The 17,732-nt window shown below is 60.6% G+C and carries 15 protein-coding genes; 10 read left to right on the top strand and 5 right to left on the bottom strand.

The genetic code is table 11. The annotated features are described in order from the left end of the window. Positions 1–45: 45 nt before the first annotated feature. Both BMZ42_RS05015 and BMZ42_RS05010 read left to right on the top strand, forming a co-directional pair. Positions 46–1,653, top strand: a complete 1,608-nt coding sequence (locus tag BMZ42_RS05015) for a carboxyl transferase domain-containing protein (protein WP_091519371.1) — start codon at positions 46–48, stop codon at positions 1,651–1,653. A gap of 22 nt (positions 1,654–1,675) precedes the next feature. Continuing rightward, positions 1,676–2,029: a DUF2200 domain-containing protein gene (locus BMZ42_RS05010; protein WP_091519368.1), complete on the top strand. Its 354-nt coding sequence runs from the start codon at positions 1,676–1,678 to the stop codon at positions 2,027–2,029. Between the two features lie 18 nt (positions 2,030–2,047). Here BMZ42_RS05010 and catB read toward each other — a convergent pair whose 3' ends face one another. Next, a complete protein-coding gene (gene catB, locus BMZ42_RS05005) occupies positions 2,048–2,683 on the bottom strand; it encodes a type B chloramphenicol O-acetyltransferase (RefSeq protein WP_091519365.1) in 636 nt (211 codons plus the stop codon). Positions 2,684–2,902: 219 nt separating this feature from the next. Further along, entirely contained in the window at positions 2,903–3,499 is a 597-nt protein-coding gene (locus BMZ42_RS05000; protein WP_091519363.1) for a DUF922 domain-containing Zn-dependent protease, read from the bottom strand. 124 nt (positions 3,500–3,623) lie between these two features. Between BMZ42_RS05000 and BMZ42_RS04995 the strand changes: the two genes are divergently transcribed. Together BMZ42_RS04995 and BMZ42_RS04990 are read left to right on the top strand one after the other, a co-directional pair. After that, complete coding sequence (locus BMZ42_RS04995) at positions 3,624–4,448, top strand: alpha/beta fold hydrolase (RefSeq protein ID WP_091519361.1); 825 nt, start codon at positions 3,624–3,626, stop codon at positions 4,446–4,448. A gap of 109 nt (positions 4,449–4,557) precedes the next feature. Further along, entirely contained in the window at positions 4,558–6,504 is a 1,947-nt protein-coding gene (locus BMZ42_RS04990; RefSeq protein WP_091519359.1) for an acetyl/propionyl/methylcrotonyl-CoA carboxylase subunit alpha, read from the top strand. A gap of 107 nt (positions 6,505–6,611) precedes the next feature. On the opposite strand, the gene BMZ42_RS04985 is transcribed toward BMZ42_RS04990, so the two are convergent. Beyond that, positions 6,612–6,869 (bottom strand): SEL1-like repeat protein, encoded by a 258-nt coding sequence (locus tag BMZ42_RS04985; RefSeq protein ID WP_091519357.1) that lies wholly within the window; start codon positions 6,867–6,869, stop codon positions 6,612–6,614. A gap of 411 nt (positions 6,870–7,280) precedes the next feature. On the opposite strand from BMZ42_RS04985, the gene BMZ42_RS04980 reads away from it, so the two are divergent. From BMZ42_RS04980 to BMZ42_RS04970, 4 genes are all read left to right on the top strand, one after another. Beyond that, complete coding sequence (locus BMZ42_RS04980) at positions 7,281–7,625, top strand: DUF2147 domain-containing protein (RefSeq protein WP_091519354.1); 345 nt, start codon at positions 7,281–7,283, stop codon at positions 7,623–7,625. Positions 7,626–7,886: 261 nt separating this feature from the next. Further along, positions 7,887–8,054, top strand: a complete 168-nt coding sequence (locus tag BMZ42_RS17945) for a hypothetical protein (RefSeq protein WP_175556628.1) — start codon at positions 7,887–7,889, stop codon at positions 8,052–8,054. A 76-nt stretch (positions 8,055–8,130) separates the two neighbouring features. After that, positions 8,131–9,633 (top strand): AMP nucleosidase, encoded by a 1,503-nt coding sequence (locus BMZ42_RS04975; RefSeq protein WP_091519352.1) that lies wholly within the window; start codon positions 8,131–8,133, stop codon positions 9,631–9,633. Positions 9,634–9,733: 100 nt separating this feature from the next. Next, complete coding sequence (locus tag BMZ42_RS04970; protein ID WP_091519349.1) at positions 9,734–10,756, top strand: endonuclease/exonuclease/phosphatase family protein; 1,023 nt, start codon at positions 9,734–9,736, stop codon at positions 10,754–10,756. Between the two features lie 46 nt (positions 10,757–10,802). Here the strand turns inward: BMZ42_RS04970 and BMZ42_RS04965 are convergent, their stop codons facing one another. Beyond that, the gene (locus BMZ42_RS04965) at positions 10,803–12,482 is read right to left on the bottom strand and encodes an electron transfer flavoprotein-ubiquinone oxidoreductase (RefSeq protein WP_091519347.1); all 1,680 of its coding nucleotides are present in this window, start codon (positions 12,480–12,482) and stop codon (positions 10,803–10,805) included. Positions 12,483–12,796: 314 nt separating this feature from the next. Here BMZ42_RS04965 and BMZ42_RS04960 point away from each other — a divergent pair, with 314 nt between their 5' ends. Next, the gene (locus tag BMZ42_RS04960) at positions 12,797–13,639 is read left to right on the top strand and encodes a uracil-DNA glycosylase (protein WP_420492444.1); all 843 of its coding nucleotides are present in this window, start codon (positions 12,797–12,799) and stop codon (positions 13,637–13,639) included. Positions 13,640–13,645: 6 nt separating this feature from the next. Here the strand turns inward: BMZ42_RS04960 and BMZ42_RS04955 are convergent, their stop codons facing one another. Next, complete coding sequence (locus tag BMZ42_RS04955) at positions 13,646–14,590, bottom strand: DMT family transporter (protein WP_244523157.1); 945 nt, start codon at positions 14,588–14,590, stop codon at positions 13,646–13,648. Between the two features lie 383 nt (positions 14,591–14,973). Between BMZ42_RS04955 and pepN the strand changes: the two genes are divergently transcribed. After that, positions 14,974–17,616: an aminopeptidase N gene (gene pepN / locus BMZ42_RS04950; protein WP_091519340.1), complete on the top strand. Its 2,643-nt coding sequence runs from the start codon at positions 14,974–14,976 to the stop codon at positions 17,614–17,616. Positions 17,617–17,732 lie beyond the last annotated feature (116 nt).

The following is a 17,732-nucleotide window of genomic DNA, read 5'->3' as shown; positions in this document are numbered from 1 at the left end:
CCGGTTTCTTCACACTGCCGCCACACGAGATGATTTGAGGACCGCATGCCTGCCATTCAGTCGAAGATTTCTCCCGCTTCCGAGACGTTCAAGGCCAATGCCGAACGGATGCGAGCGCTTGTCGACGACATTGCCGACAAGGCGACAATCGTGGAACGGGGCGGCAGCGACGAGGCGCGCGAGCGTCATATTGCGCGGGGCAAACTTTTGCCGCGCGACCGGCTGGCGCAATTGCTTGACACCGGGTCGCCGTTCCTCGAAATCGGCCAGTTTGCGGCGTGGCAGATGTATGGCGACGAGATCGCGTCGGCGGGCATGATCGCCGGCATCGGCCGCATCGAAGGCACCGAATGCATGATCGTCGTCAACGATGCGACGGTGAAGGGTGGCACCTATTATCCGCTGACGGTGAAGAAGCATCTGCGCGCGCAGGAAATCGCGATGCAGAACAATCTGCCCTGCATCTATCTGGTCGATTCCGGCGGCGCGAACCTGCCCAACCAGGACGAGGTGTTCCCCGACCGCGACCATTTCGGTCGCATCTTCTTCAATCAGGCCAATATGAGCGCGGCGGGCATTCCGCAGATCGCCTGCGTCATGGGTTCGTGCACGGCGGGCGGCGCCTATGTGCCGGCGATGTCCGACGAAACGATCATGGTGCGCAAGCAGGCGACGATCTTCCTTGGCGGCCCGCCGCTGGTGAAAGCCGCCACCGGCGAGGACGTGACGGCGGAAGAACTTGGCGGCGCGGATCTGCACACGCGCGAATCCGGCGTGGCCGATCATTACGCCGTCGATGACGAACATGCGCTCGCCATCGTGCGCCGCATCGTGCGCAACCTGAACCGGTCCAAGAAATTGCAGCTGACGCTGCAAAAGCCAGCGCAACCGCTCTATGCGCCGGAAGAGCTTTACGGCGTCGTCCCGGCCGATCTGAAGCAGCCCTACGACGTGCGCGAGGTGATCGCGCGGCTGGTCGACGGATCGGAGTTCGACGAGTTCAAGGCGAATTACGGCACCACGCTCGTCACCGGTTTTGCCCATATTCACGGCATGCCGGTCGGCATCATCGGCAATAATGGCGTGCTGTTTTCCGAAAGCGCGCTGAAAGGAGCGCATTTCATCGAATTGTGCTGCCAGCGCAAGATTCCACTGGTGTTTTTGCAGAACATCACCGGCTTCATGGTCGGGCGCAAATATGAGGCGGGTGGCATTGCCCGCGATGGGGCCAAGCTGGTCACCGCCGTTGCCACCGCGCAGGTGCCGAAATTCACCATCATCATCGGCGGCTCGTTCGGCGCCGGCAATTACGGCATGTGCGGCCGTGCCTATTCGCCCCGTTTCCTGTGGATGTGGCCGAATGCGCGCATCTCGGTGATGGGCGGCGAACAGGCCGCCACCGTTCTGGCGATGGTCAAGCGCGAAGGTTTCGAGCGCAAGGGCGAGGAATGGTCGGAAGAGGACGAGGCGAAATTCCGCAAACCGATCCTGATGAAATACGAGCATGAGGGCCACCCGCTCTATTCCTCGGCGCGGATGTGGGACGACGGCATCATCGACCCGGCCAAAACCCGCGACGTGCTGGCGCTCAGCCTGTCAGCGTCGCTGAACGCCGAAATCAAGGACACCAAATTCGGCGTGTTCCGGATGTAGCAACGCGGGAGGTGGGCGGAACATGGCAAAGCACCGGATCTACACGACCAGTTTCGCCAGCGTCTATCCGCACTACCTCGCCAAGGCGCACAAGAAGGGCCGCACGAAGGAAGACGTGGACGAGATCATCCGCTGGCTGACCGGCTATTCGCAGGACGATCTTGCCACGATACTGGACGATGGCACGGATTTCGAAACCTTCTTTGCCAACGCACCGCGCCCCAATCCCGCCCGCGTGCAGATCACCGGCATGATCTGCGGCGTGCGGATCGAGGAAATCGAGGAGCCGACGATGCGGGAAATCCGCATCCTCGACAAAATGATCGACGAGCTGGCGCGCGGAAAGGCGATGGAGAAAATCCTCCGCGCGCCGTGAAGTGTCAACGGATCGGCGTCAGAGAGCCGCTTGCTCCCGCTGCCACCAGGCATAGAGCGCTGCGACATCGCCTGATGTCAGCAGCTTGATGGCCGCGCTCAGCGCGTCCGTCTCCCAATCCCACCAGCACATCTCCAAGAGCATCGCGATTTCCGCATCGGAAAAGCGCTTGCGGATCGGCCGCGCGGGGTTGCCGCCGACGATGGTGTAGGGCTCGACATCGCGCGTCACCAGCGCGCGGGTGCCGATCACGGCGCCGTGGCCGATCGTGACGCCCGGCATCAGCACCGCTTCCGAACCGATCCACACATCGTTGCCGATCACCGTGTCGCCTGCCGGCAGATAGCCGTTGGCTGCGCCGTCGAACTCCGGCGCATCGGGAACGAAGGCGAATGGAAAGGTGCCGATCCATTCGTTGCGATGGCCCTGATTGCCAGCCATGATGAAGGCCGCCCCCGAGCCGATCGAGCAGAAACTGCCGATAATCAGCCGATCGCCGCCTTCGTCGGGCAGCAGATAGCGCGCGCAATCGTCGAAGCTGTGGCCGTGATAATAGCCGGAATAATAGCTGTAGCGCCCGACGCTGATGCGCGGGTTTGTCACCTGCTGGTCGAGCGGGATGCCCTTGAACGGGCTTTCGAAATAATTGGTCATGAGAGTACCTGCATGAATGCCGCGACGAGCCGCATGGAGCGGGCACATCAGTCGCATGGCATTGAATGATCTGAAAATGGACGCGCGCGAAAGGGTCCGGCGCTTGTCCGGTCAAACAGCCTCGCGCGTCAGAGACGCGGAAGCGCGATGCAGGTGGTTCGGTCTGCCGACTTCATGATGTCGTCTTCATAACGATTTTTGCGGGTGCCGCCAAGCGGACTACGAGCCGTTGACCAGCGCCAGCACCAGCTTGTGCACGTTGCCGCCGTCGCGCATCTCGACCTGATCGAACTCGCGGCTGCGGCGGCGTTGCTCCTGCGACAGCGGCCCGAGGCGGCTTTGCAGCGCGGCGCGGACCTTGTTGCAGTCCGGGTCATTGGGTGCGCTCAGGCCGATGGAGACGTCCTCGATCGCCTTGACCAGATCGACGATCATCTCGCCATGCACCTTTTCGTGCCGGATGACGCCTTCGAGAAAACTGTCCCATGACCGGCGCGTCGCAGTCGGCATGTCACCGGCAGCTTTCGGCAACCGGTAGGTGATGGTCAGGTTGGGCCTGGCGGATACCAGCGTGCACGATCCGTCTTTCTGCGGGCGATAGTCGCGCGACCACAGCAGCTTGAAATCGGTATAGGCGATGACGCGACCGACGCCGACTTTCGGGCCATGTTCACCGATCGAGCGGTAAAGCTCGATGCCCGACTGCCCCGACACGCGATAGTTTTCGATCTTTTCGACCGGCTTCCACTGCGCCTGTGCCATCGTCGGCAGCATGATCGCGACCGCGACAACAGAAACCAAACGCCGGAATGCCATCCATCAACTCTCCCGTGAATCCGACCGCGACCATCGGTGATTTGCGGCGGCATCGCAACCACTCGCATCTCTGGACGCCACGCAGCGGCTCTCTTACTGTCGCAAGATCAAACAGGGGGATCACATGACGACGAATTCCGGCGCAATCGAGACCAGCCACGGCACCATCGCCTACACCCAGACCAGCATAGAGGGACCGGCGATGCTGCTGATCCACGGCAATTCGAGCTGCAAGGAAGTGTTCGGCAAACAATATGCCGCGCCGGAACTGGCTGAGTTCCGCCTCGTCGCTTTCGACCTGCCGGGCCATGGCGCGTCCGATGACGCCGCCGACCCGGCCCGCAGCTACACCCTTGGCGGCTATGCTGAAATGGCCGGAGAGGTCGCGTCGGCACTGAAACTGGACAAGCCGATCATCTTCGGCTGGTCGCTGGGTGGCCACATCGCACTAGAGATGATCGGCAGCGGTTTCGACGCCGCCGGCGTGATGATTTCCGGTACACCACCGATCAAGCCGACAATCGAAAGCCTCATGACCGGTTTCAACATCGATCCGAGCGCCGAAAACCTGACTGGCAAACGTGATTTCACCGAAGCCGACGCCATCTTTTACTCCACGCATACGTCGGCGGTCGACGGCGTCGTCGCGCCGGAACTTCTCGCCATGTGCAAACGCACCGACGGGCGGGCGCGCGAAATCATGTTCGGCTCAGTGATGCAGGGACATGCACTCGACGAACAGGAAATCGTCGCCACGACGACAACGCCGTTCGCGGTCGTCAACGGCGTCGACGACGTATTTATCCAGGCGTCGTATTTTGACACACTCGTCTATTCGTCGCTTTGGGATCGGGGTGTCGTGCGCCTCGACGGCGCGGGCCACGCGCCATTCCTGCAGCAGCCGGCAGCGTTCAACGCCCTACTCGCCGAGTTTGCCAGAACGGCCTGAGCCGCAGGGCGCGCGTGTTCTCACGGCCTCAATTCCACTTAGACGCCGCGCAGGGTTTGCAAAGCCGTCCGAACATGCTTTCTCTGATCTTCAGTTCAGGAGTCTTCTCATGTTCTCAAAGATTTTGATCGCCAATCGCAGCGAGATTGCCTGCCGGATCATCCGCACGGCGCGGAAGATGGGTGTGGCGACGGTGGCGGTTTATTCCGATGCCGATGCCCGGTCGATGCATGTCGCGATGGCCGACGAGGCGGTGCATATCGGGGCGTCTCCGGTCGGCGAAAGCTACCTCGTCGCCGAGCGTATTATCGACGCCGCGTTGCAGACCGGAGCGCAAGCCATTCACCCCGGCTATGGCTTCCTGTCGGAAAACCCCGATTTCGTCGACATGGTCGAGGCGGCGGGGCTGGTCTTCATCGGCCCGTCGGCAGCGTCGATCCGCGCCATGGGGCTGAAGGACGCCGCCAAGCGGCTAATGGAAAAAGCCGGCGTACCGGTGGTGCCCGGCTATCACGGCGAAGGCCAGGAAATCGTCATTCTGGCGACCAAGGCCAACGAGATCGGCTATCCGGTTCTGATCAAGGCGCGCGCTGGCGGCGGCGGCAAGGGCATGCGCAAGGTCGACGACCCCGCCACCTTCCCGGAAGCGCTGGCAGCCGCCAAGCGTGAGGCCAAGGCGGCATTCGGTGACGACCGCGTGCTGGTGGAAAAATATGTCGAGACGCCACGCCACATCGAAGTGCAGGTGTTCGGCGACAGCCACGGCAATGTCGTGCATCTGTTCGAGCGCGATTGTTCGGCGCAGCGCCGACACCAGAAGGTGATCGAGGAGGCCCCCGCCCCCGGCATGTCGCCGGAGATGCGCGCGGCGATGACCGACGCGGCGGTGAAGGCGGCAGAGGCAATTTCCTATTGCGGGGCCGGCACCATCGAATTCATCGTCGATGCCACCGAAGGGCTGCGGCCCGACCGTTTCTGGTTCATGGAAATGAACACCCGCCTGCAGGTCGAACACCCGGTCACTGAAATGATCACCGGCGTCGATCTGGTCGAATGGCAGTTGCGCGTCGCGGCTGGCGAACGCCTGCCGAAATTGCAGGACGAGATCAGCATCAACGGGCACGCGTTCGAAGCACGGCTTTACGCCGAGGATGCAACCCGCGACTTCCTGCCCGCTATCGGCACCCTGCACCATCTGCGGTTCCCGCCCGAAAACGTCAGCCTGCGCGTCGAGACCGGCGTGCGCGAGGGCGACTCGGTCTCTCCCTTCTATGACCCGATGATTGCCAAGCTGGTGGTGCACGGCGACAGCCGCGCCTCTGCATTGGCCGCGCTGACTGCCGCGCTGGAGGAGACAGAAATCGCAGGTTCTGTCGTCAACACGCAGTTTCTGGCGGCTCTCGCCAGCGACGAGGACTTTGCAGCTGGCAATGTCGAAACCGGACTCATCGCACGCAAGCAATCACAGCTTACCCGGCAGCAGGAGCCAACCGCCGCCATGGTGGCGACTGCCGTATTGACGGCAACGGATCGGATCGTCGAGCCTGACGCCGCCGATCCATGGCTTGCGATCTCAGGCTATGCGCATTTCCACGCACCGAAAAAGATGGTCATGCTGTCACGAGGCGAGGATATGATCGTCGCGCGCCTTGCGGTCGCGGCAAACGGCAACACCAATGTCAGCTTTGGTGATGAAAGACAGATCGTTGCGCCGGCAAGATTGAACTCCGCCCGCTGGCCCGGACATGTCACGGTGTTTTCCGGAGCGGCAAGCCATACTTTTGCAGTCGCCGACCCGTTTGCCGCGGTTGAAGCTGCGATCGCTGGCGGCGGCGGCTTGCGCGCCCCGATGCCAGGGCTCGTCAAGCTGGTGCGTGTTTCGCCGGGCGAAAAGGTGGTGAAGGGACAGGCGCTGCTCGTTCTGGAAGCGATGAAGATGGAGCACACCATCATCGCACCTCACGATGGCATCATCGAAGAGATTGCAGAAGCAGGCGCTCAGGTGACAGACGGCACCGTGCTTGCCCGTTTTGTCGAGCAGGAAGCTGCATCCTGATATGAGACAAGCCGCGCGGGGTTTCTCCCCGTCGCGGCTTGCTTCTGGAAACTGACGGCCCTCTGCGTGGCCTGTTCAGCGCCTGCCCTGTGTGACTGTCTTGATTTTCAGTGGACGGTCATCCACTCGCGCGCTTCGCGCAATGCCCTGGCAATATCGAGCTTCGACATCGTTGCCGACAATTCAGCGCGCATGTCTGCCGCCCGCTCCGAGCCTTTGATGGCCGCAATGTTGAGCCATTTGTGAGCCGTGACGAGGTCAACATCGCAGTCGCGTCCGGTGGCGTACATCAGGCCAAGTTCAAACAGAATTTCAGCCTGGGCGGTGGAGCCGATACCGGCTTCAAGCATGTCGTAGCGAGCCATTGTAGTTGTTCCCTGTTTCAATCCCGAGAGCCGTTTTCGGCCGTTGCGGTCGTTGCCGTCCTTGTTCTCGAGAATGCCGGGGAGCCTTGAATCCGCCGTTAAATGGCTTGCTTAACTGGAAGAAAACAAAACTAAAACAAGAGGTAAACCTCGGAATTTGTTAAGGATAGGAAGCGTGGAAAGCTGCGGCTTTTGACGAAAATTCGATGAAATTTTTCAGACCGGCGAGAAAGGCTTTGCTAACCACACGCCGCAATTGCCGGAAACGGATTGTGTTTGAGAGGTCGCTCAATCCGCCCTTCAACGCATGCAGCTGCCATCTTTCGCTGCGCCTGAAAGTCGATTACTCTTACGTGTGCGTAAAACAATCCGGCAACGCGCTGTTGATCTGGCCGGACGGGGAGGACTTCTATGTTTCGCAGACTGACACTGGCGATTGCCACATCCATCATCGTCGCTGGCTCCGCGATGGCGGCAGACCCGATCGAAGGCAACTGGAAAACCGATAGCGGCGAGACCGCGCAAATCGCAGCGGCTGGCGGCGGTTTCGCCATCACGCTGCGGACGGGGAAACACAGCGGCAAGCGCATCGGCGAAATGAAGGCCAACGGCAGCGGCAAGTACAAGGGGACGATTACCGACCCGGCCGACGACAAGACCTATTCGGGCAATGCCACGATCAAGGGCAACGCCCTTGCCATGCAGGGCTGCGTCGCTGTGGTGTTCTGCAAGACGCAGAACTGGAAGCGCCAGTAAAGCTGAACTGACGGGCAACGGAAGTCTCGATGGGCTCGCAACGATGCGGGCCCATCGTCGTTTGAGGGGCCATTTCGCGTTGAGGCGTGTCGCGTTGCACCGGGGTTGCTTCACACACATAACGTTTCGCCCATGTCTCCCGAAACCGGTCCCCTGTCGGAAGACATGCGTTAAGGTTCTTGAACCGAAGATGAACATCCGTCTCAGGACGGGTTCAGCCGGTGGCTGGCATATTCCTCTCATCATCGAGGGGAATGAAAAATGCTTGCTCGTCGTTTCACAATCGTCTGTCTGCTGGTCGCCTTGTTCGGCATGAGCCTTGCCATGCTGGTTGCCGAAAAGAGCCGCTATCCGCATCCCTACATGAATGCGTCGTCGACGATTTTCAGCCTGTGCGATTCAGGCGGCGCCATCGGCTGCCCCCGCTGAGTACGGACTTAACCAGCACTGTTGTTTTGGCGGAAGTCCCCCTCGAAACGTCACGGGGCTGTGCCTATAATGGGTCATGGAAAAGCGAATCTATCCTCATCCGATTGAATCAGTCTCGACGCCGGAGCCCTACGCCCGACAGAGTTTTACCGACGCGCGCAAGGCAGTTGACGCGCTGAGGGCGCTGTATGAGCGCAATACCGAATTCTTGCGGAATTCATTCGATCAGCTGTCCGGCGGCAACGACGAGAACCAGCGCTTCCGCGCGTTCTACCCCGAAGTCGGCCTCACCACGACTTCCTATACGCGCGTCGACACGCGACTTGCCTATGGCCACGTCGTCGAACCTGGCCACTACACCACGACCATCACGCGCCCGGACCTGTTTGACAGCTATCTCGTCGAGCAGCTTCGCCTGCTGATGAAGAACCACGGGGTTCCGGTCACCGTCGGCGAATCCGAAACGCCAATTCCGCTGCACTTCGCGTTTCTTGAAGGAACCCACGTGAAGGCGTCCGTTGCCGATCAGATCATGCGTCCGCTGCGCGATCTGTTCGATGTCCCGGACCTCAACAACACCGATGACCATATCGCCAACGGAACGCACGAACCGGCAGCTGGAGAACCCTCGCCACTGGCGCCGTTCACCGCACAGCGGGTCGACTATTCGCTGCACCGGTTGACGCACTACACAGCCACCAGCCCGTCCTCGTTCCAGAACTTCGTGTTGTTCACGAACTATCAGTTCTACATCGACGAGTTCTGCGACTATGCGCGCAAGCTGATGGCCGATGGCGGCGGTGGCTACGACTGCTTTGTCGAGCCGGGCAATCTGGTGACGAAAGCCGGAGAAAGCCAGCCGCACGAAGGCGCGATGCTGACGCGCATGCCGCAGATGCCAGCCTACCATTTGTGCAAGCCGGGCCATGCCGGCATCACGATGGTCAATATCGGCGTTGGCCCGTCCAACGCCAAGACGATCACTGACCACATCGCAGTGCTGCGCCCGCATGCCTGGCTGATGCTGGGCCACTGCGCCGGGCTGCGCAACAGCCAGGCGCTGGGCGACTATGTGCTGGCGCATGCCTATGTGCGGGAAGATCACGTGCTCGACGACGACCTTCCGGTCTGGGTGCCGATTCCGGCGCTGGCTGAAGTGCAGGTCGCTCTTGAAGACGCCGTCGAGGAAGTGACGGGGCTTGAGGGCTACGACCTCAAGCGGATCATGCGCACCGGTACAGTGGCTACGATCGACAATCGCAACTGGGAACTGCGTGACCAGCGTGGCCCGGTGCAGCGCCTGTCCCAATCGCGCGCCATTGCGCTCGACATGGAGTCGGCGACGATTGCCGCGAACGGTTTCCGCTTCCGCGTCCCCTATGGCACGCTGCTGTGTGTCTCCGACAAGCCGCTGCATGGCGAGTTGAAGCTTCCGGGGATGGCGACGGATTTCTACAAGCGGCAGGTCGCGCAGCATTTGTCGATCGGCATCCGCGCTCTGGAGAAACTCGCGGAGATGCCATCGGAGCGGTTGCACTCACGCAAGCTTCGCAGCTTTTCAGAAACGGCATTCCTCTGACGCAACGTACAAGGCAGATCGCATTGGCTGCATTGATCGTGCAGCCGCGGTCTGCGGGCGGCCATAGCTGCGCCCCAATTTTCGTTCAGGTGGTGCGCCGATGACCCAGATTTCCGTTTTTCTGATATTCAGACTGCTTGTCTTGTGCGCAGTTCTCGGCGTTGCCGGGGCTCTGTCCTTTGGCTATCTGGGCTGGATACATCCGGCATTTGATGCATTTTCACACTTTCGTATTCATCTGGCAGCCCTGCTCCTGATCGCAGTTCCGGTGCTGATGCTATTGCGGTTCTGGCCGGAAGCAGCATTTGCAGCCCTGCTGGCCGTATCCTCCCTCATCAGCACCACCGGCCTGCCCTGGCTCTCGCCCCTGCCGAGCGCCAACGCATCAGACAGTGCTGGACGCGAGGGGGAGACGACGGGCGCGGTCTACCGCCTGTTTCACGCAAATCTGCGTTTCGACAATGCGCGTCCTGAGGCGATCCTCTCGCTGATCGGGCAATACCGGCCAGACGTCATGACATTCAATGAAGTGTCGGACCATTGGCGCACCCAACTGGAAGTGCTGCGCGGCGTCTATCCTTATAGCGTCGTTTGTCCTCGACACGCCGAGATAGGCGGCGTCGCCATCTTCTCGCGACGCCCATTTGCGCACGGCATCGCGCCGATTTGCGGTGACCGTGGGTCGTTTGCCCATGCAGTTGTGGATCTTGGCGGGCAAAATGTCGATGTCGCGACGCTGCACCTTGGCTGGCCATGGCCGTTCGATCAAAACTGGCAGATAAAAACCGTGCTCCCCATGCTTCAGAAAGTCGGGGAAACAGCGCTGTTTGCGGGTGATCTCAATGCCGTTCCGTGGAGCAACACCGCACGCAAGGTCGAGGCGGGGCTGAACGCGACAATCATTCGCGGCCTCGGGCCAACATGGCTCACCGCGATGCTGCCCGACCGTCTTCGACCGCTGATCGGCCTGCCCATCGACAATGTGATGACGAAGGGACGGATCGTCCCGCTGAGCGCTCGCACGCTCACCGGCGGAAGTTCGGATCATCTGCCGGTTCTGATGGAATTCGGACTGCGCCCTGTGGAAGAGCAGCAACCAGTCCTGAGCGTCGCGCTTCAGTGACCGGCGACAGCCTGACGAATATGGTCCGTCAGGCTGCATTTCCAGCTTACATGTTCGGGTAGACCGGGCCTTCGCCACCCTGTGGCGGAACCCAGTTGATGTTCTGGTTCGGATCCTTGATGTCGCAGGTCTTGCAGTGAACGCAATTCTGCGCGTTGATCACGAACTTGACGTCGATGCCCATGCGGTCGGCAGCGGCGTTGCCGTCGGCGTCGACCCATTCATATACGCCCGCCGGGCAATAGCGCGTGGAAGGACCGGCAAACACGTCGTGTTCCGAACGCTTCTGCAACTCCATGTCCTTGACGTGAAGATGGATCGGCTGGTCCTCTTCGTGGTTGGTGTTCGACAGGAACACCGAGGACAGACGGTCGAAAGTCAGGACGCCGTCTGGCTTGGGATAATCGATCTTCTTGTGCTTTGAAGCCGGTTCGAGCGAGGCAGCGTCGGTCTTGCCATGCTTCATGGTGCCGAATGGCGAGGCTCCGAACAGCGTGTTCAGCCACATGTCGAGACCGCCCAGGCCAACGCCCAGCCACAGACCAAGCTTCGACCACAGCGGCTTGACGTTGCGGACCTTCTTCAGATCCTTGCCGATATCGCTTGCGCGCCACTCGTTCTCGTAGCCGACCAGTTCGTCATGCTGACGACCTTCCGAGATCGCCTGCGCGACGTGCTCGGCGGCCATCATTCCTGACAGAACCGCATTGTGCGAGCCCTTGATGCGCGGAACGTTGACGAGGCCAGCCGAGCAGCCCATCAGCACGCCGCCGGGGAAGGACAGCTTCGGCACCGACTGGAAGCCGCCCTCAGTGATCGCGCGTGCGCCGTAGGAAATCCGCTTGGCGCCCTCGAAAGTGGGGCTGACGGACGGATGCGTCTTGAAACGCTGGAATTCCTCGAACGGTGCGAGGTAGGGATTCTTGTAGTTGAGGTGAACGACGAAGCCGACCGCAACCTGATTGTCTTCAAGGTGATAGAGGAACGAGCCGCCACCGGTCGCGCCGCCCAGCGGCCAGCCGAACGAATGCTGCACGAGGCCTGGCTTGTGGTTCTCGGGCTTGACCTGCCAAAGCTCTTTCAGGCCGATGCCGAATTTCTGCGGCTCGCGCCCCTCGCCCAGCGAGAACTTCGAAATCAGCTGCTTGGCCAGCGAACCGCGCACGCCCTCGCCGATCAGGACATATTTGCCCAGAAGCGCCATGCCCGGAGCATAGTTCGGACCGTGCGAGCCGTCGCGCTCGACACCCATATCGCCTGTGACGACACCGATTGCCGCGCCCGCATCGTTGTACAGCACATCGGCGGCGGCAAAGCCTGGGTAAATCTCCACGCCAAGCGCCTCGGCATGGCCGGCGAGCCAGCGACAGACATTGCCCAGCGAGACGATGTAGTTGCCATGATTGTTCATCAGCGGCGGCATCAGGAAATTCGGAATGCGCAACGCACCGGCAGGCCCGAGCAGCATGAAGTGGTCATCCGTGACAGGCGTCTTGAACGGATGGTCGCTTTCCTCGCGCCATTCCGGCAGCAACCGGTCGATCCCAACCGGATCAACGACAGCGCCCGACAGGATGTGGGCACCAACTTCCGCACCCTTCTCGAGCACGACAACGGAGAGGTCCGGGTTGACCTGCTTCAGACGGATCGCTGCAGACAGCCCTGCCGGGCCAGCCCCCACGATTACAACGTCGAATTCCATGCTCTCGCGTTCTACATCGCTCATCGAAAACCTCCGCGTCCGCCCGTCGGCACTCAAAGTCTTACTATCCCAGCGCTCTTAATGCATGTTTCGCCGAAACGGTACAGGCTCGAATGCGCTTTACGTCCATGAAGGTGGGGGATTCCAAGCAAAATATATTCATCTTACGTAAACGTCAATTAAAGTCTGTCGATTGCAGTTGTCTGGCGTTACGTTCAAGGCGCGTGCAGCGCTTCAGCCATCGTCGCTCTGAGCCTGCGCCATTTTCCACCGGAAGTGGAATTTGGCGACTGGCTCCTTGCCCCGGCTGTGCCGACAAGCGACAATAGGACATGGAAATTTCAGCCCCACCCCCTCTCGATCCGGCATATCTGCGTGAACTGCTGCTGTTTTACGCAGATGCAGGCGTGGATGAAGCGCTGCTGGACGCGCCTGTCGATCGCATTGCTGAAGTGGCGGCCACCCAGCTCGCGCGGACTGCGTCGCCAGCGCGCGAACTTCCACGCCAGCAACCTGCCCGCGCCCCGGAACCAGCGCGCCCCGCTGCGGCCATGTCAGTGCCTGACGATGCGCAGGCGGCCCGTGCCCGCGAACTGGCGAGCAAAGCGCAGTCGCTGGACGAACTTCGGGAAATTCTTGCCGGTTTCGACGGCTGCAATCTCAAATTCACCGCCAAGCAACTGGTTTTCGGCGACGGAAACGCGGCAGCCGATCTGATGCTCGTCGGCGAGGCGCCGGGACGAGACGAGGACATCGAAGGCATCCCGTTTGCCGGTCGCACCGGCAGCCTGCTTGACCGCATGCTGGCGGCAATCGGCATCGATCGCAGCGAAGGCGCTTACATTGCGAATGTGGTTTCCTGGCGTCCGCCCGGCAATCGCGCGCCAACAGCGCTTGAAACCGAAATCTGCCGTCCGTTCATCGAGCGGCAAATTGAACTGGTCAATCCAAAGGTTCTGGTCACGCTCGGCGGCCCACCCGCAAAGGTTTTGCTCGACGCCAATGACGCGGTGTTGCGGCTGCGCGGCACATGGAAGGTGCACCGCACCGCCTCGGGCGCAGAAATACCGACGATGCCGACGCTGCACCCGCTCTATCTGCTGCGCAATCCGGCACACAAGAAGCTGGTCTGGCGCGATCTGCTTGAAATCCGCGCGAAGCTGGAAGAACTACGCGGCTGACGCCCGTTATTGTGGCGGAGAGACTTTTCTGGCCGCGCCGCGCTCCAGACCCAACTGCCGCTCACGCCAGATGATAAACAGACCGGCACTGATGACGATAGCGCCGCCGACAATCGTATGGAGTGTCGGAATATCGCCAAATGCCCAGTAGCCGACAATGATACCCAGGATCATGGACGTGTATTCGAACGGCGCCACGGTCGACGCTTCGGCATAGCGATAGCTTTGCGTCATGAAGATCTGCGCGACACCGCCGCAGAACCCTGCCCCAATCAGAAATGCCGTCTGCTCGAATGTCAGGGCTGCCCAGCCGAAGGGAGCGGTGCAAAGGCCCGCGACCGATGCGGTCAATGAGAACCAAAGCACGATCGTTGCCGTCTTTTCCGTGTGGACCAGCCTGCGCACGAGCAGCAGCGCGACGGCGGACATGGCCGCGGCAACCAGCGCAGCGAGCACACCGGCGGCCATATCGACGCTCATCGGGTCTTCCGCACCAAACAGGGTCAGCTTGGGCCATGAAATCGTGACAACTCCGACCAGCCCGACAAGCACGGCCGACCAGCGATACATATGAATGGCTTCGCGCAAAAATATCGCGCTGAAGACGATCACCAGCAATGGCTGCGCATAGTTAAGCGTGATCGCATCGGTCAACGGCAGACGCGTCAACGCAAAGAAGCCAAGCCCCATCGACATCACACCGACAACACCACGTGCAATGTGGCCCCAGGGATGCGCCGTCGTCAGACCCTGACGCAGTTCCTTGCGCCACGCCAGCATGATGACAATGGGAAGAATGGCAAAAAATGAGCGAAAAAATACGATCTGCCCCGCCGGCAGCTGGCCAGCCGCCTTGATGCATGTCGACATACCGACGAAAATTGCGACCGACGCGATCTTGAGGGCAATCCCGCGCAGGGCATTACCGGATATTGCTGAAGATGATGTCAACGCAGGCTCATTCGGAAAAGTGGCAGCAAGGCAAGGTCGCGCACTCGAGCGCTACGGAATCATTTGTTCCCGCTCAAAGCGTGTCGCGATCTCCTGGATTCGATTCACACGCTTCAAGTTTCTGTATTTACGCATCTCTTTGTCCCGAAACCGGTTCCCGCTTTCGGCAGACATGCTCTAGTTCATCACAAGTTTAACACCAAGGCGTAAATTTCCAGAACGTCACGATAGAGCATCGCATCGGAGAGTGACAACGCGACCTTTGGCCCTCTCGGCCTTGCAAGCGTTGGTCCAGCTGACGGTGTTGCGGGCGCATCGGATCATGTAAGACTGCTTGACGGACAATAAGGACGATCATCGTCCCACAGCAGGAACATGTGCTTATGCGTCAGGACACCGGTCAGATCTTCAAGATCGAGGATTACCAACCCAGCGATTACCTGATCCCCGAAACGAAACTGACTTTTGAGTTGCAGCCAGAAGCGACCATTGTCACGGCACAGCTCCAGTTCGAACGCCGCAAGGGAGTGGAGGCAGGAACGCCGCTGGTGCTGGACGGCGACGAGCTTTCACTGGTTCGGCTCGAACTCGACGGCAGGCCCGTCGACGCTTCCGGATATCAGGCAAGCCCGCAGCAGCTGATCCTGACCGCCCCACCCGCCTCAGCGCGATTTACGCTCACGGTCGTCACACAACTCGATCCATCGCGCAACAGCACGCTGATGGGCCTCTACCGTTCCAACGGCGTCTACTGCACGCAGTGCGAGCCGGAAGGGTTTCGACGCATCACCTATTTCTACGACCGGCCCGACGTTCTGTCGGTCTACACCGTGCGCATCGAGGCTGACCGGGCCACCGCACCGACACTGTTGTCGAATGGCAATCCGGTCGAGCAGGGCGATCTTGGCAGCGGGCGCCACTACGCGGTGTGGCATGACCCGTTTCCCAAGCCTTCCTACCTGTTCGCAGTCGTTGCCGGCGACTTTGACGTTCTTGAAGACAGTTTCATCACCGCTTCCGGCCGGAAGGTCGAGCTTGGCATCTATGTCGAGCATGGCAAGAAGGCGCGCGCGGCCTACGCGATGGATGCCCTGAAACGCTCCATGGTCTGGGACGAAGAGGTGTTCGGACTTGAGTACGATCTCGACGTCTTCAACATTGTCGCCGTCTCCGATTTCAACATGGGAGCGATGGAGAACAAGGGCCTGAACGTCTTCAACGACAAGTACATCCTTGCCGATGAAGCAACAGCCACCGATGCGGATTTCGCGAACATCGAGGCCATCGTCGCGCACGAATATTTCCACAACTGGACCGGTAACCGCATCACCTGCCGGGACTGGTTTCAGCTCTGCCTCAAGGAAGGGCTGACCGTCTTCCGCGACCATGAATTCTCCGCCGACCAGCGATCCCGCCCGGTCAAGCGCATCGCGGAAGTACGGACCTTGCGCGCGATGCAGTTTCCGGAAGATCAGGGGCCGCTTGCACATCCCGTGCGCCCGCGCCGCTATCGCGAGATCGCCAACTTCTACACGGCAACGGTCTACGAGAAGGGCTCCGAGGTAGTGCGCATGATCCGCACCGTTCTGGGTGCAGAAGCATTTGCACGGGGACTCAAGCTGTACATCGAGCGCCATGACGGTGAAGCGGCGACGATCGAGGACTTCATCCGCGCCTTTGAGGACGCGTCAGAGCAAGACCTTTCGCAGTTCGCCCTCTGGTATCATCAGGCCGGCACGCCGAATCTGGCCGTCACCGCAACCCACAACGCCGCCGACGCAACATTTCGCGTCGAGATCGAGCAATCGGTGCCGCCGACGCCATCTGAAAGCCGCAAGCGGCTCATGCATATCCCGCTTGCATTCGGGCTGGTCGGCGAAGACGGGCAGGACATTGTCGCCGCGCAAATCGAAGGTGCGCAGGTCGAAAATGGCGTGATTCATGTGCGCAAACGGAAGCATAGCGTTGTCTTTCACGGCATTCCCAAACGCCCTGCTCTATCCCTCAATCGCGGATTTTCGGCACCCATGACGCTCTCGATGGAGCAACGTCCAGAGGATCTGGTTTTTCTGGCGCGAAACGATAGCGACCTTTTCGCCCGCTGGCAGGCGCTCAACACGCTGCTTACCGACGCCACCATTCGAGCCTATCGCGCCGTGAGCGGCCAGGCGAACGTTGCACACGATCCCAATCTGATCGCGACGATGGGGGAGATGGCCCGAGACGACAGCCTCGAACCCGCATTCCGGGCTCTGGCGCTGACCTTGCCTTCCGAATCCGACATTGCGCGGGAGATCGGCGCAAATATCAATCCGGATGCCGTCTTCATGGCGCGAGAAGGGCTGGCGAAAGCAATCGCCTGCGCCAACGCGGATCAGTTCGCCACCCTCTACGGCATTCACGATGCAGGCGAATTCCGGCCCGATGCTGCAAGCGCAGGAAAGCGTGCCCTTCGAAACGTGCTGCTCGATTATCTGTCGCTGTCGAGCGACCAACCGACCTATGCAGCCGCACAATTTGCCAGCGCCACCAACATGACCGACAAGGCCGCGGCGCTGACGATACTGGCGCACCGCTTCCCCGGCCATGTCGAAGCGAGCGCTGCACTGGCGCGTTTTGAAGACACCTACACGAACGATCCGCTGGTGATGGACAAGTGGTTCCAGATTCAAGCAAGCACGCCCGGCGCTAACGCCGTGGAGGTCGTGCGCTCCCTTCTTGACCACCCCGCCTTCTCGATTGGCAACCCCAACCGTGTGCGGGCGCTGATGGGAACGTTTGCGACCCTGAACCAGACCGGTTTCCATCGCGACGACGGCGAAGGCTACCGTCTGTTTGCAACGACGGTTCTGGAAGTCGAGAAACGCAATCCGCAGGTGGCTGCACGTCTGGCAACCGCGCTGCGCTCGTGGCGCTCGCTGGAGCCGAAGCGGCAGGAAGCTGCGCGGCAGGTGCTGGTGATGATTTCTTCGCGCGAAGATCTTTCCAGCGATCTGCGTGATATCGTCGAGCGCATTCTTTCGTGATCGCCTGCTCCCGCAAACAGGGCGGCGCGCCAAAATTGCGCCGCTTTGTAACTAAATTGTAAGAATTGGCCTCGCGGGCACTGGACAGTGCGAATCGCGTCTGATTCTTTAGGGAC

The sequence above is a fragment of the Aquamicrobium aerolatum DSM 21857 genome, assembly GCF_900113935.1.
Classification (GTDB): domain Bacteria; phylum Pseudomonadota; class Alphaproteobacteria; order Rhizobiales; family Rhizobiaceae; genus Aerobium; species Aerobium aerolatum.
This window is presented reverse-complemented; position numbering and strand designations above follow the sequence as displayed.

Coding starts and splice junctions, on each gene's coding strand:
- BMZ42_RS04965 (WP_091519347.1), bottom strand. CDS start 12,482: ATGAGCGATGTAGAACGCGAGAGCATGGAATTCGACGTTGTAATCGTG.
- BMZ42_RS04985 (WP_091519357.1), bottom strand. CDS start 6,869: ATGGCTCGCTACGACATGCTTGAAGCCGGTATCGGCTCCACCGCCCAG.
- BMZ42_RS05015 (WP_091519371.1), top strand. CDS start 46: ATGCCTGCCATTCAGTCGAAGATTTCTCCCGCTTCCGAGACGTTCAAG.
- BMZ42_RS05000 (WP_091519363.1), bottom strand. CDS start 3,499: ATGGCATTCCGGCGTTTGGTTTCTGTTGTCGCGGTCGCGATCATGCTG.
- BMZ42_RS04990 (WP_091519359.1), top strand. CDS start 4,558: ATGTTCTCAAAGATTTTGATCGCCAATCGCAGCGAGATTGCCTGCCGG.
- catB (WP_091519365.1), bottom strand. CDS start 2,683: ATGACCAATTATTTCGAAAGCCCGTTCAAGGGCATCCCGCTCGACCAG.
- BMZ42_RS04995 (WP_091519361.1), top strand. CDS start 3,624: ATGACGACGAATTCCGGCGCAATCGAGACCAGCCACGGCACCATCGCC.
- pepN (WP_091519340.1), top strand. CDS start 14,974: ATGCGTCAGGACACCGGTCAGATCTTCAAGATCGAGGATTACCAACCC.
- BMZ42_RS04970 (WP_091519349.1), top strand. CDS start 9,734: ATGACCCAGATTTCCGTTTTTCTGATATTCAGACTGCTTGTCTTGTGC.
- BMZ42_RS04980 (WP_091519354.1), top strand. CDS start 7,281: ATGTTTCGCAGACTGACACTGGCGATTGCCACATCCATCATCGTCGCT.
- BMZ42_RS04975 (WP_091519352.1), top strand. CDS start 8,131: ATGGAAAAGCGAATCTATCCTCATCCGATTGAATCAGTCTCGACGCCG.
- BMZ42_RS05010 (WP_091519368.1), top strand. CDS start 1,676: ATGGCAAAGCACCGGATCTACACGACCAGTTTCGCCAGCGTCTATCCG.
- BMZ42_RS17945 (WP_175556628.1), top strand. CDS start 7,887: ATGCTTGCTCGTCGTTTCACAATCGTCTGTCTGCTGGTCGCCTTGTTC.